Genomic DNA, 13,524 nt, shown 5'->3' with positions numbered 1-13,524 from the left:
AAAAATCTGGCCTTGAATCGCTGGTCAACCGCCTCTCGCGGTCTTCACGATTTCCGTCAGGCGCTCCTTGTCCGCCGCGCCGGGATAAAGTTCGCCGCCGACGATGAAGGCAGGCGTGCCGTCAACACCCAGCGCCTCCGCGAGGTCATAGTGACGGCTCACCATTTTGGCGATTTCCGGATCTTCCATGTCCTTGCGAAGCTTTGCCGTGTCGAGGCCGAGCGAGGTTGCGATGCCGAATATCGCCTCGCTGTCGAGTTGCCCCTTGTGCTCATAAAGGGCCCGGTGCATCTCGAGATAGCGGTTCTGCTTCTTCGCCGCGATCGCCGCCTTCGATGCTTCGAGCGATGCGGGCCCGAGGATCGGGAATTCCTTCAGGATCAGGCGGATATTGCCGTCCGCCTTCACGAAATCCATCAGTGGCTTGAAGCTCTGCTTGCAATAGCCGCAGCGGTAATCGAAGAACTCGACGATGGTGACGTCGCCCTTCGGGTTGCCGGCAACGAAGTCGCCCGGATCGTTATAGATATCCGCATGCCGCTTCTCGATCGCTTCACGCCGAGATGCCAGCGCCGCGTTCTGCTCGCGCTGCTCCAGCACGCGCATGGCCTCGATCAGCACTTCCGGGTTCTCGATCAGGTATTCCCGCACGATCTCCTCGATCGCTTGCCGGTCCTTTCCCTCAAACCGCGCCTCCGCCCGTGCGCCGCCCGCAGGCGTGAGCAGGGCGCCGGACATCAGGGCAAGCGCGAGGAAAATGACGCCCGTCGCGCGGGCGCGCGGGCGGGTGGGGCAGTACTGAAAAATAAATCTCATCTGTCTCTAACGGTAAGGGTGAAATCGGACGGCGCGCATCAACCGCGTTGAGGATTGGGCTGCACGAGAATGTCCTGCGCGCGAAGCCATTCGGGGCTCCCGTTGGTCAGGAGCTTCTGGGCCCGGGTCGCATGCATCTTCGCTTCCTTCACCGCACCCAGCGCATCGTAATACTGCGCCGTCGCCAATTGCGCCATCCCGATATTGTCGAGCTGCCCATAAGCGATGGAGAGCTGGTAGAAGGCGTAGGGCTGGTTGCCGCTGCTGCTCGCCGCCTGCAGGTGCTTGACCGCTTCCTCCGAGGAGGCCTTGTCGCCGCGCGCCAGCAGCGCCCGTCCGAGGCCGAGATGAAACTGTTCGTCCGGCAGCAGCGCCAGCGCCTGCCGGTAGGAAGAAATCGCTTCCTCGACCTTGCCGCTCTCGAAATAGATCTGCCCTTGAACCTCGCGGATATAGGGGTTCGACGGCTCCATCTCCAGCAGCGGCTCGATTTCGCTCATCGCCTTGTCCAGCCTGCCTGTGCGATGATAGGCGACGCCGCGCGCATATCGCGCATAGGTGCTGTTGTCGGACTCGGGATAGCGGTTGAAGGTCGCGTTCGGGTCGTCGAGAAAGCCATGCAGCTTCGCCTGCACCATCTTGAACTGGTGGAGACGCTCGGGCGAGTCGCGGCGGTCGTAATAGGGTGATTCCTTCACCCGCGCTTCAAGCGCCGAAAGCCGCGCGCCGGACATCGGGTGAGAACGCGCATAAGGGTCCTGCCGGTTTTCCGTCAGCAGCTCTTGGTCGCGCATGGTGGCAAAGAGGTCGAGCATGCCGCGGCCGGACATGCCGGACCGCTGCAGATAGGTCGCGCCCGCCTGGTCGGCGCTGGCTTCCTGTTCGCGCGTGAAGGCGAGCAGGCTCCGCGTCGCCAGATGCTGGCTGCCCATGATGACCGCCATGCCCGCATCGCCCGCGCCGGCCGCGATCGCGCCCACGCCGAGGATCATGGAAGCGAGCATCGGAACGCTCAAGCCTTCCATTTCCTCGCGCCGCTTCACGAGATGGCCGCCCGCCATATGGCCGGTTTCATGCGCGATGACGCCGATGAGTTCGGAAGGCGTGTCGACCGTGGTGATGAGGCCGGTATTGAAGAACATCTGCTGCCCGGCAGCCACGAAGGCGTTGAGCGACTGGTCGTTCACGAGGTGAAGCTTCACCGCGCTCGATTCGAGGCCCGCCGCCCGCAGGATCGGATCGGTATATTCCCGCAGCATGTTTTCGGTTTCGGCATCGCTGATGAGCGCGATGCGCTGCGCGGAAGCAGGGGCCGCGCCGGTAAAGGCAAGGCTCGCGCCGACAATGAGACTTGTCATCGTCGCGCCGACTTTCCGCTGCACGGCTTTCAGAAGCATTTTCTCTTAAACCCGTTACTCGGAGGCATATCGTCCTCCGTTTCCCTTCCCCTGCCGCCTTTTTCGCGTCACTCTCCAGCACCCCGTCGAGAGGGGGCGCCTGGCGGGGACGCGTTGACGTTATGGGCTTCCCGCGACTAAACGATAGGGGCGGGTCCCACAGCCGGCCCATCTTACATGGAACGGCCCGGATTGCTGAATCCGGCGCTGAAAAAAGGTCGACATGACGAAAGATACGCGCACGTCCCTTACCGGAATCGACATTAAAGCCTCCACCGGCGCCCAGGCGAAGGGAAGCGCCGGATTGTGGTTAAACTATGAACGGCGCAGCCTGCGCTCCGGTCTGGCCGCCTTCGCTCTGGCGCTGGGCCTTGCCGCCTGCGGTTCCGACGGCCCGGTAGAGCCTGTCGGCCTCACGGCGGTCAGCCACGGCGTGGAAACCGGCCAGCAGCGGCGCGACCGCCAGACCAGCATCCGCGAAACGGACAGCCGCGACCCCTGGTTCGCAGGTGCCGCCGTCGCGGATGAGCCGGCGGCGGCCCTGATCGCCCGCCAGGTGCTGGAACGCGGCGGAACCGCGGCCGATGCGGCGGCAGCCGTCTATTTCGGCCTCTCCGTCACCTATCCGGCGGCGGCCGGCCTCGGCGGCGGCGGCATCTGCCTCGCCCGTGCCAGCGGCTCGAAAACGGTCGAAACCATCTCCTTCCTCACGCGCAATCCGCGCGGCGGCGGCGCTGTCGCCGTGCCGGGCAATGTCCGTGGCTTCGCGCTTCTCCATGCGCGCTATGGCCGTCTTCCCTGGGGCTCCGTGGTTGGCCCGGCCGAGCGCCTCGCCGCCACCGGCACGTCCGTTTCCCGCGCCACCGCCCGTCAGCTTGCGGCGTCCTCCGCCATCATCGGCGCCTCGCCCGCCCTCCGCAGAACCTTCACAAATTCCTCTGGCGCCATCGCCTCTGAGCTTGATGTCGTCACCCGCATCCAGCTTGCGGCGACGCTCGCCCAGGTCCGCAGCCAGGGCGTCAGCGGCTTCTATGCCGGCCAGACCGCCCACCGCCTGGTCGAGGAATCGGCCGCCGCCGACGGCAGCCTCAGCCTCGACGACCTCCGCGACTACCGTCCGGAAGTTCTGCCCGCGCAGTCCGTCGGCGGCATCTGGCTCCCCGCGCAATCCGTCGGCGCTGGTGCCTATAATGCGGCACTCTTGTCGAATATCGGCACTGCGGGCCCCGCCGAACTCGCCGACATCGCCCGCCGCACCGCCATCGGCCTTGGCGCGCCGGCGGATATCGACCGCGACTTCGGCTCCACCGCCTTTGCCGTGCTTGACGGCCAGGGCGGCGCTGTTGCCTGCGCGGTCACGATGAACGGCCTTTTCGGCACCGGCCGCGTGGCGGAAGGCACAGGCATCGTCTTCGCCACCGCGCCGAGCAATCCCACGCTCGGCCTTGGCTCCGCCTTCCTCTCCCCGGTCATCGTCACCGGCGCGAATGGCGAGCGGGTCCACATGTCGGGCGCGGGCGCGGGGTTGAAGGGCGCACCGTCCATCCTTTCAATGGCGAAGAATGCGGCCAGCGGGTCCGGCGCCGTCTCCGCGCTTGAGGCCTCGCCGGCCGATGCCGCTTCATCCGCCAATGCCGTTGTCTGCGCCGATGGCGTCGCCGCCGGCTCCTGCGTCCTCGCGATCAACCCGCGCGGCGAGGGCATGGGCATCACCGCCGTCGCATCGGGATCGTGATCTTCCCGCGCGGCAGCCACTGAAAATAAAAAGGGCCCGGAATTTCCGGGCCCTTCTTTTATCTGGTGTGGCGAGAGCGCCTAGCGCCGCTGCCACCAGCCGCGACGCGAAGGCTCGCTCTCGCGCGGTTCGGCTTCCGCGCCTGGCGCTTCGCCGGTCATCGGCGCACCGCCTTCGGCATCGGCCATTTCGGCCTCGCGCCTTTCAGGCTCGGCCGCGCTTTCCTCTTCTTCCGCCTCAGCTTCCTCTGCGTCGGCTTCCGCATCGGCGGCGGTGTCGGCATAGGCGCCTTCCTCGGCGGCTTCCGCGTCCCATGTCTCTTCGTCTTCCGCCACCGGGTCGTTCGGCGCGTGAGCCTCGGCATCGGCGCGCGAATAGGACAGCAGCACCGGCACATCGTCGGCGGAGACCGTGGCCTCGTCCGCTATCGTACCGGCGTCGCCCGCTTCGAACTCGCCTTCGTCATTGCCCTCGGCGCTGGCGCCGTCCCGGGTGGCGCCGGTCTCGGTGCCTTCCTCTCCGCGGCGGCGGTTGCGGCGTCCGCCACGGCGTCCCCGGCGGCGGCGCTTGCGTGCGCCTTCGCCGTCTTCGCCCTCGGCAGTGCCGGACGTCTCGCCGGGCTGGGCTTCGGAAGCCTCTCCCGTCTCCTCGCCGTCCTCGTCTCCATCTTCGTCGCGGCCTTGCGCATCCTGCTGCGTCTCGCCCTCGGCGCGTTCGCCGTCGGGCTTGCGCTTGCGGCGGCGGCGCTTGCGGCGGCGCTGTCCGTCGCCCTCGGCATTGTCTGCCCGGTTGCGGTCGGCACTGTCGCCGCTCGCTTCCGCCGCCTCGGCTTCGTCATCCGCCTCGTCTTCGGTCTCGGCTATTACGGGCTCGTCTTCTTCGTCCGCATAGCCGCTTTCAATGTTGATCGCGCCCTGCGCCGGCCGCGTGCGCGTCAGCGCGCGGGCTTCCGCCGGTTCGATCCGGTGCTCGGAGCCGGTCAGCGTCGCATCGGCCTCGATATAGACCGAGGTGCCGTAACGCTCTTCGACGTCGAGAATCTTCGCGCGCTTCTGGTTGAGAATGTAGATCGCGACGACAGCAGGCACCTTCACGGTGAAGGCGGCGGCGCGGCCCTTGATCGCTTCGGCTTCCACACCGCGCAGCACATGCAGCGCCATGGATTCTACCGAGCGCACAAGGCCCGTGCCCTTGCAGTGCTGGCAGGTGACGGTCGAGCCTTCGAGCACGCCGGAGCGCATCCGCTGGCGCGACATTTCGAGAAGCCCGAAATGGCTGATGCGGCCCACCTGGATGCGGGCCCGGTCCGTCTTCAGGCAATCCTTGAGCTTGCGTTCGACCGCGCGGTTGTTGCGGTTCTCGTCCATGTCGATGAAGTCGATGACGACGAGACCGGCAAGGTCGCGCAGGCGCATCTGCCGCGTGATTTCTTCCGCTGCTTCGAGGTTGGTCTTCAGCGCCGTCTGCTCGATGTTGCGTTCCTTGGTGGAACGTCCCGAGTTCACGTCGATCGAAACCAGTGCTTCCGTCGGATTGATGACGATATAGCCGCCCGATTTCAGCGTCACCGTCGGCTCCAGCATCGCGTCGAGTTGCTGCTCGATGCCGAACTTCTGGAACAGCGGCTGCGTTTCCTTGTAGGGCTGCACATTCTTGGCGTGACTCGGCATCAGCATCCGCATGAAGCCCTTGGCCTCGCGGTAGCCTTCGTCACCCTCGATCTGGATGGTGTCGATATCCTTGTCGTAGAGATCGCGGATCGACCGCTTGATCAGGCTGCCTTCCTCATAGACGAGATAGGGCGCCGTTGATTTCAGCGTCAGCTCGCGCACGCTCTCCCACATGCGCAGCAGATATTCATAGTCGCGCTTGATCTCCGCCTTGGTGCGCTTGGCGCCCGCCGTGCGGACGATAAGGCCCATGCCTTCCGGCACATCGAGAGACTCGGCAATGCCCTTGAGCTTCTTGCGGTCGGCCGCCACGGTGATCTTGCGGGAAATGCCGCCGCCCCGCGCCGTGTTCGGCATCAGCACGCAATAGCGTCCGGCGAGCGACAGATATGTGGTGAGAGCCGCGCCCTTGTTGCCGCGCTCTTCCTTCACGACCTGCACCAGCAGGATCTGCCGCCGCTTGATGACTTCCTGAATTTTATAGGAGCGGTAATTGCCCCGCTGCTTGCGCGGCGCGGCTTCTTCCATCGCGTCTTCCGCACCGACGGATTCGACCGTCTCGTCGGAGAGAACCGTCTCGGTTTCGCCGCGTTCGATGTCGCCGCTGTGGTCGTCGCCATGGTCTTCGGCGTCTTGTCCGCCGTTTCCGTCGGCCTTCGCGGAGGGCGCTTCTTCCGCGTCGTCTTCGTCTTCTTCTTCCTTCTCGCGGCGCGCCTCGTCGGCCTGCTGCTTCAGCAGGGCTTCGCGGTCGGCCACCGGGATCTGGTAGTAGTCGGGATGGATTTCGCTGAAGGCGAGGAAGCCGTGACGATTGCCGCCATATTCGACGAACGCCGCCTGAAGCGACGGTTCGACGCGCGTAACCTTGGCTAGGTAGATATTTCCCCGAAGCTGTTTCCTGTTTTCTGACTCGAAATCGAACTCTTCAACGCGATTGCCGCTTACGACCACTACCCGGGTTTCTTCGGGGTGGGCCGCATCGATCAGCATCTTCTTTCCCATATGGAAATTCTCCGTGGCGCAGGCGGCGCGGAGCCGGTCGCAGGATTGTGCGTCCGTCCAGTCGCGCGCGGGCGCCTGTTGTTTGGGCCCGGTTGTCCGCGCCGGCGCCGTTCAGGCGCGCCGCGGTAGGGCCGGACAAGGTGTGTAATGAAGGGGCGGGGACAACTCGCGCGGCCGGGCAGACGGCCGATCCGGAGCCGGTCACGGAAAAACCCCGTGTCGTCGGCCGGTCGGCTTGCTGTCTGACTGCGTCGTGCATCTCAACCTTTTGGTGCACCCATCAAGACGCCGGGTGCCGGCGGCGCTCCTCTTGATCGCCGCGCCGGGCTTGAAATGCCGGGCGGCGGAGAGAGCGGTATAACTTTCAGAATGCGCGCTTTGGTTCACTCCGGCGGCGCCCTTTGCGGGACGTCGTTTGAAGAGATCGCCGGGCCCGCGCGGCCCGCTACCGGTATCGCCCTTGAGGGGTGTCAGTCCGGCGCGCGACGGTTTGCCCGAAATTTGGTCCCGCCCGAAAAGGAGGCGGGGGAGCCGGGTGTTCCTCGGAACGCCTGTCGGCCAGTGCCCGTTTGTACCTTTTGCCGCTCTGATTTGGCAAGCGGCGTGGTACAGGCAGCTTCTACTGTCCTGTTATTAACCATTCTACCCATTGAAAAAGCGTAAATTTTGGACGTGCTAACCAATTTTGAAGTAATCTGGCCGTAATAGTGATTTGGGTTGCTGTCGAAGCACCCGTTAACCGCCTCCGGGACTGTTCCGGGGGGCGTCGCCGGGGGGCTCACCCGGATAGTGGCGTTCCCGGATACCCCGCGTGGCAAAAGTCTGATTGCGGGGCGCTGCGGCGGTATTTATGCGGATCGGCAGGCGTGAAATGAGGACGGGGAAGGGGGCTGGCTTGTGCCTGGCGCTCGCCGCTGGCCTGTTTGCCGGCCTGCTCACGCACTCTCCCGCCCAAACCGCCCATGCGGACGACCTCGAAGCTCTCATTCAGGCCGACCTCGAAAACGACCTTCGCCGGGCCGCTCCCGGCCCGCGCACGCTCGATGCCTCCCTCGAAGAAGCGGCCCGCGAAAACGACGCGCTGCAAACCGGCGCCCTGAACGATGCCATATCCGCCGTGCCGGTGGCGCCCGTCGCGCCGCCCGGCGGCGCCGCCGTCACCTCCATCCGCCTCGGCGATCACGGCGAGCAGACGCGCTTTGTGCTGGAACTCTCCGGCGACGCCGCCGCCGACTATCAGGTCTTCACCCTTGCCGAGCCCTACCGCGTCGTCATCGACATTCGCGGCGTCCCGTTCCATCTCGTCGAGGAGCCGGTGAAGAAGGGCAAGGGCTTCGTCTCCGGCTACCGCTATGGCCGCTTTCAGGCCAATACCTACCGCGTGGTGATCGACGTGGCGCAGCCGGTCGAAGTCGCGCGCGATTTCGTGCTCGATCCGCAGGCAGGCTTTGGCCGCCGCATCGTTCTCGATCTCGCCTCGACCGATCTCGCCACCTTCACCGCCAATGCCGGCCTTCCCGAGGGCGAAAAAGCCGCCGCCGTCGAGGCTGCCGAGCAGATGGCGAACGTCGCCGCCGTTCCAGTCAGCCCGCCCGCCGCGCGCCTTGAGCGCCGCCGCGTCGTCGTCATCGATGCCGGGCATGGCGGCGTCGATCCGGGAACCAAGGGCCGCACCGGCGTCTATGAAAAGGATGTCGTCCTCGCCTTCGCGAAGCAATTCGGCGAGGAATTGCGCTCCTCCGGCCGCTATGAAGTCCACCTCACGCGCGAGACCGACATCTTCCTGCCGCTCCGCCAGCGCGTCGCCATCGCCCGCCAGCACAAGGCGGACCTCTTCATTTCCGTCCATGCGGACGCGATCCACAAGCCCACCGTGCGCGGCATGTCGGTCTATACCCTCTCCGAAACCGCATCGGACGCGGAAGCCGCCGCCCTCGCGCGCAAGGAAAACCAGGCCGACCTCATCGCCGGCCTCGACCTGAAAGGCGAAAGCCCGGAAGTCACCGGCATCCTGATCGACCTCGCCCAGCGCGAAACCAAGAATTATTCCTCGCGCTTTGCCAAGTCGGTCGTCGATTACGCGAGCCAGAACACCGTCACGCTCGATCCCGCGCACCGTTTCGCCGGTTTCGTCGTGCTGAAGGCGCCGGACGTGCCCTCCGTGCTGATCGAGCTCGGCTTCCTCACCAATGCCGATGACGAGAAGCTCATCACCTCGCCCTCATGGCGCGCCAACATGGCCCGCGCCCTGTCCCGCGCCGTCGACCGCTATTTCGGCGACCGCATGGCCGAGGGCCCGAACTAGGGAACGCCGCCGCCGCGCTTCGCCGGCGGAGCAGGGGAGACGGGCGCGGAAAAATTCGCTAAACCGTCCCCGCCATGCATCCCCGGCAACGATTTCTTGGTAAATAGCGGCTTTATATGGGGCGCGGGTTCGCCACCTTGCCTCGCGCATGCCATAATTGAAGCCTAGCAGGCAGCGGCGGGACGGATTAATTGACGGAGTGGGGTCGGAGCGCCCGATGCTGAGAGTTTTCTCTATCGTTGCGGCAGTGTTTCTCGTGCTGGTCTTCGGCGGGGTCATGGCCGGCACCTATATGATCTGGCGTCTGAACGACGACCTGCCGGATTACTCCCGCCTCGCCAATTACGAGCCGCCGGTCATGACCCGCGTCCATGCGGGCGACGGCCAGCTCATCGGCGAGTTCGCGCGCGAACGCCGCCTCTACGTCCCCATCAGCGCCATCCCCGCCCGCGTCATCAACGCCTTCCTCGCCGCCGAGGATAAAAACTTCTACAGCCATGGCGGCGTCGATGCGACGGGCATCCTGCGCGCCACCATCGACAACGTCTTCAACGTCATGCAGGACCGCCGCCTTGTCGGCGCCTCCACCATCACCCAGCAGGTCGCAAAAAACTTCCTGCTCTCCTCCGACGTGACGCTGGACCGCAAGCTGCGCGAGGCGCTGCTCGCGCTCCGCCTCGAACACGCCTTCACCAAGGACCAGATCCTCGAGCTCTACCTGAACGAGATCTATCTCGGCATCGGCGCTTACGGCGTCGCCGCCGCCGCCCTGAACTATTTCGACAAGTCGCTCGACGAGCTCACCGTCGCCGAGGCCGCCTATCTCGCCACCCTCCCCAAGGGCCCGAACAACTACCATCCCTATCGCCACCGCGAACGCGCCGTCGCCCGCCGCAATTGGGTGATCTCCCGCATGGAGGAAGAGCGCTTCGTCACCGGCATGGAAGCCGCCGAGGCCCGCGCCGCCGAGCTCGACGTCTCGCTCCGTTCGCGCGGCGTGCAGATGCGCGACGCCAATTATTTCGTGGAACAGGTCCGCCGCGAACTTCTCGCGCTTTATGGCGAGCAGAAGCTCTATGAAGGCGGCCTCTCCGTCCGCACCACCATCGACACAAGCCTGCAGGAAGTTGTCGCCGACGCATTGCGCGACGGCCTCATCGCCTATGACCGCCGCCACGGCTGGCGCGGGCCCGTAAAAAAGCTGGAGCCCGGCGAGAACTGGCAGGAAGCCCTCGCGGCGATGGATGTCGGTTCCGACCTTGCCCCCTGGACGCTCGCCACCGTGCTCGATGTCGCCGTCGACAAGATCACCATCGGCCTCCGCCCGCGCCGTCTGCCGGACGGCAAGTTCGAAACCGAAATCGTTAAGGGGACCGTGCCGCTCTCCGCCATGACCTGGGCGCGCCCCACCGTGAACAAGATCTATCTCGGCCCGGAGGTTAAGTCCCCGTCCGATGTCGTCGCCGTCGGCGATGTGATCTATGTCTCGCCGAAGCGCGACGAAGAAAAGAAGATCACGCATTACGCGCTGGAGCAGGTCCCCGCCGTCAACGGCGCCGCGCTGGCGATGGACCCGCATACCGGCCGCATCCTCGCCATGCAGGGCGGCTTCAGCTTCGGCCTGTCGGAGTTCAACCGCGCCGTGCAGGCGCTCCGCCAGCCCGGCTCCTCCTTCAAGCCCTTCGTCTATGCCGCCGCGCTCGACAAGGGCTTCACCCCGTCCTCCCTCGTCCTCGACGCGCCCTTCGTGCTCGACCAGGGCGGCGACCTCGGCCTCTGGAAACCGGAAAACTACGAACGTACCTTCCACGGTCCGTCGACGCTCCGCTTCGGCCTCGAACATTCGCGCAACGTCATGACGGTCCGCCTCGCGCAATATGTCGGCCCGGAAACCGTCTCGGCCTATGCGCGCCGCTTCGGCATCATGGACAATATGGCGCCCGTCCTCTCCATGTCGCTCGGCGCGGGCGAAACCACGCTCGCCCGCCTCGTCAGCGCCTATGCCATCCTCGACAATGGCGGCAAGCGCGTGACGCCGACATTGATCGACCGCGTGCAGGATCGCTTCGGCCGCACCATCTACCGTAAGGATGATCGTCCGTGTGCCGATTGTTCCGTCAAGTGGCAGGACGCCGCCGCGCCGGCCGGCGACGCCTTGTTCGAGAATGCCGGCCTCGGCCCGCAGCCGCCCCGCCTCCCGGATAATCGCGAGCAGGTCGAAAACCCGCAAACCGCCTATCAGGTGACGTCGATGCTCGAAGGCGTCGTCCAGCGCGGCACCGGCTCGGCCGTGAAGGCGGTCGGCGTGCCGCTCGCCGGCAAGACCGGCACCACGAACGACGGCAAGGATGCCTGGTTCATCGGCTATTCGCCAAATCTCGTCGTCGGCGTCTTTGTCGGCTTCGACGAGCCGACGCCCTTGGGCCGCGCCGAAACCGGCGGCCGCGCCGCCGCGCCCATCTTCCGCGACATCATGATGAAGGCCGTCGGCAACAAGCCCGCCATTCCCTTCCGCGTGCCGCCCGGCATCAGCCTTGTGAAAGTGAACGCGAAAACCGGCAAGCTCGCCGATGGCGAGGGCGCGGGCATCATCCTCGAAGCCTTCAAGCAAGGCAGCGAGCCGCATTTCGAATCCGCCGCGCCCACCGTCGGCCTCTTCGGCAATGTCCCCGCCGAGGATGAAATCGCGCCCGCGCCCTTCATCGGCGGCGTCGAGCCCGGCACCCCCGGTGCCGTCCTGGATGGCGCGCCCCCCGCCGCCGATCTTCCCCCCGGCACGCTTGGCCAGCTCCCGCCGGGCATGCAGCCGGCAAGCGGCCTCCCGGCCGAAATCCCGGAGGGCGGCATCCCGACCGACCGCATCGAGGAAGCAACCCGCCCCTCGAACGAAGCCCGCACCTCCGGCAACAACACCATCGGCTCCGGCACCGGCGGCCTCTACTAAATCAAAGCCCCCGCCGGAGCGGCACCTTTTCCCTCTCCCCGGCGGGGAGAGGGAGGGAGCCGTCGCAGACGGCGGAAGGGTGAGGGGGGTGAGAGGCGGTTCGCGTTAGCGAACGAAAAGGTCCGGCGGACCTTTTCGAGCCTCGAACGCCCGAAGCGGAAGCGAAGGGCAGAGGCACTGCCTCGCCATCGTCAACATCCCCATCCCCGTCATTGCCGGACTTGATCCGGCAATCTAGTAGCCGCCGAAGGCGGCGTCCCTCTTCGCAAGACTCCCCTTCACCTGCCAACCTTTGACTCCTCCCCCCATCCCCCCTATTTTCCGCGCCACAGCCACTCCCGAACCCCACGGAAAGCACCCGCCATGCGTGCCGAAACGCAAGTCCTCGCCGATGAGATCAAGCAGTCGCTCGCGCTGCTGAGGAGGCATCTTTGACTGGGATGCTGCCCTTCGCCGTTTCGATGAGCTGACGGCCAAAGCCGAAGATCCCGACCTCTGGAACGATCCCGCCGCCGCGCAGGACATGATGCGCGAGCGCACGCGTCTGGAAGAGGCCATCGGGCGCTACCGCGCGCTCGAGGCGAGCCTCAACGACAATCTCGAACTGATCGAAATGGGCGAGGCCGAAGGCGATGCCGCCATCGTCGCCGAGGCCGAAGCCGCGCTCAAAGCCGCGCGCGACGTCGCCGCCGAAGCCGAGATCGAGACGCTGCTCTCCGGCGAGGCCGACGCCAACGACACCTATGTCGAAATCCATGCCGGCGCGGGCGGCACCGAAAGCCAGGACTGGGCGCAGATGCTGCTCCGCATGTATACGCGCTGGGCCGAGCGCAAGGGCTACAAGGTCGAGCTGATGGAGCGCCATGACGGCGAAGAAGCCGGCATCAAATCGGCCACCATTCTCGTGAAAGGCCACAATGCCTTTGGCTGGCTGAAGACGGAATCGGGCGTCCACCGCCTCGTCCGCATCTCGCCCTATGACAGCGCAGCCCGGCGCCACACCAGCTTCTCCTCCGTCTGGGTCTATCCGGTGGTCGACGACAAGATCGACATCGAGGTAAGCGAGGCCGATGTCCGCATCGACACCTATCGCTCCTCCGGCGCCGGCGGCCAGCACGTCAACACGACCGACAGCGCGGTCCGAATCACCCATATCCCGACAGGCATCGTCGTCGCCTGCCAGAACGAACGCTCGCAGCACAAGAACCGCGCCACCGCCTGGGACATGCTGCGCGCAAGGCTTTACGAGGCCGAACTCCAGAAGCGCGAAGACGCCGCCGCCGCGCAGGCCTCCGGCAAGACCGACATCGGCTGGGGCCACCAGATCCGCTCCTATGTCCTTCAGCCCTATCAGATGGTGAAGGACCTCCGCACCGGCGTCGAAACCTCCGACACCGACGGCGTCCTCGGCGGCGACCTCGACCCCTTCATGGCCGCCGCCCTCGCCGCCCGCGTAAAAGGCGGCGTCGAATCCGTCGAAGACATCGACTAAGAGATAGTCGATCAGAGTCGAGCGGCGTGTTATCTCCCTCGCCCCATCGGGGAGAGGGCAGGGGGCACAGCATCCTCCAAAAAAAACCGGTGTCACCCCGGCGAAAGCCGGGGCCCATTGGTTCCCTCAGCAAGAGAGGCCATGCGCGGCGTGAGCGTGGTTC

Annotated in this window: 7 protein-coding genes; 4 read left to right on the top strand and 3 right to left on the bottom strand. The window is 65.7% G+C overall.

The window, feature by feature from the left end; translation table 11 throughout:
* Window positions 1-24: 24 nt before the first annotated feature.
* Both PLAV_RS16685 and PLAV_RS16680 read right to left on the bottom strand, forming a co-directional pair.
* A complete protein-coding gene (locus tag PLAV_RS16685) occupies window positions 25-816 on the bottom strand; it encodes a DsbA family protein (protein ID WP_012112214.1) in 792 nt (263 codons plus the stop codon).
* Between the two features lie 38 nt (window positions 817-854).
* Window positions 855-2,213 carry a M48 family metalloprotease gene (locus tag PLAV_RS16680; protein WP_012112213.1) on the bottom strand — a complete coding sequence of 453 codons (1,359 nt, stop codon included), beginning with the start codon at window positions 2,211-2,213 and terminating at the stop codon, window positions 855-857.
* A 223-nt stretch (window positions 2,214-2,436) separates the two neighbouring features.
* On the opposite strand from PLAV_RS16680, the gene PLAV_RS16675 reads away from it, so the two are divergent.
* Entirely contained in the window at window positions 2,437-3,948 is a 1,512-nt protein-coding gene (locus PLAV_RS16675; RefSeq protein ID WP_012112212.1) for a gamma-glutamyltransferase, read from the top strand.
* Between the two features lie 80 nt (window positions 3,949-4,028).
* On the opposite strand, the gene PLAV_RS16670 is transcribed toward PLAV_RS16675, so the two are convergent.
* Window positions 4,029-6,620, bottom strand: coding sequence for an Rne/Rng family ribonuclease (locus PLAV_RS16670; protein ID WP_012112211.1), 2,592 nt, complete (start codon window positions 6,618-6,620; stop codon window positions 4,029-4,031).
* 871 nt (window positions 6,621-7,491) lie between these two features.
* On the opposite strand from PLAV_RS16670, the gene PLAV_RS16665 reads away from it, so the two are divergent.
* From PLAV_RS16665 to prfB, 3 genes are all read left to right on the top strand, one after another.
* Window positions 7,492-8,925, top strand: coding sequence for an N-acetylmuramoyl-L-alanine amidase (locus PLAV_RS16665; protein ID WP_083762720.1), 1,434 nt, complete (start codon window positions 7,492-7,494; stop codon window positions 8,923-8,925).
* Window positions 8,926-9,142: 217 nt separating this feature from the next.
* A complete protein-coding gene (locus PLAV_RS16660) occupies window positions 9,143-11,869 on the top strand; it encodes a penicillin-binding protein 1A (protein WP_012112209.1) in 2,727 nt (908 codons plus the stop codon).
* 363 nt (window positions 11,870-12,232) lie between these two features.
* A protein-coding gene (gene prfB, locus PLAV_RS16650; RefSeq protein WP_143710247.1) for a peptide chain release factor 2 occupies window positions 12,233-13,361 on the top strand; the annotation gives its coding sequence in 2 pieces (ribosomal slippage) (window positions 12,233-12,301 and window positions 12,303-13,361; 1,128 coding nt in all).
* Window positions 13,362-13,524 lie beyond the last annotated feature (163 nt).

The organism is Parvibaculum lavamentivorans DS-1 (assembly GCF_000017565.1).
Lineage (GTDB): Bacteria > Pseudomonadota > Alphaproteobacteria > Parvibaculales > Parvibaculaceae > Parvibaculum > Parvibaculum lavamentivorans.
The sequence above is the reverse complement of the archived record's forward strand: the minus strand, read 5'-3'. Positions and strand labels throughout refer to the sequence as shown.

Excerpts from the sequence above, each read along its gene's own strand:
- PLAV_RS16685 (WP_012112214.1), bottom strand. The coding sequence starts at position 816 with ATGAGATTTATTTTTCAGTACTGCCCCACCCGCCCGCGCGCCCGCGCG.
- PLAV_RS16680 (WP_012112213.1), bottom strand. The coding sequence starts at position 2,213 with ATGCTTCTGAAAGCCGTGCAGCGGAAAGTCGGCGCGACGATGACAAGT.
- PLAV_RS16675 (WP_012112212.1), top strand. The coding sequence starts at position 2,437 with ATGACGAAAGATACGCGCACGTCCCTTACCGGAATCGACATTAAAGCC.
- PLAV_RS16670 (WP_012112211.1), bottom strand. The coding sequence starts at position 6,620 with ATGGGAAAGAAGATGCTGATCGATGCGGCCCACCCCGAAGAAACCCGG.
- PLAV_RS16665 (WP_083762720.1), top strand. The coding sequence starts at position 7,492 with ATGAGGACGGGGAAGGGGGCTGGCTTGTGCCTGGCGCTCGCCGCTGGC.
- PLAV_RS16660 (WP_012112209.1), top strand. The coding sequence starts at position 9,143 with ATGCTGAGAGTTTTCTCTATCGTTGCGGCAGTGTTTCTCGTGCTGGTC.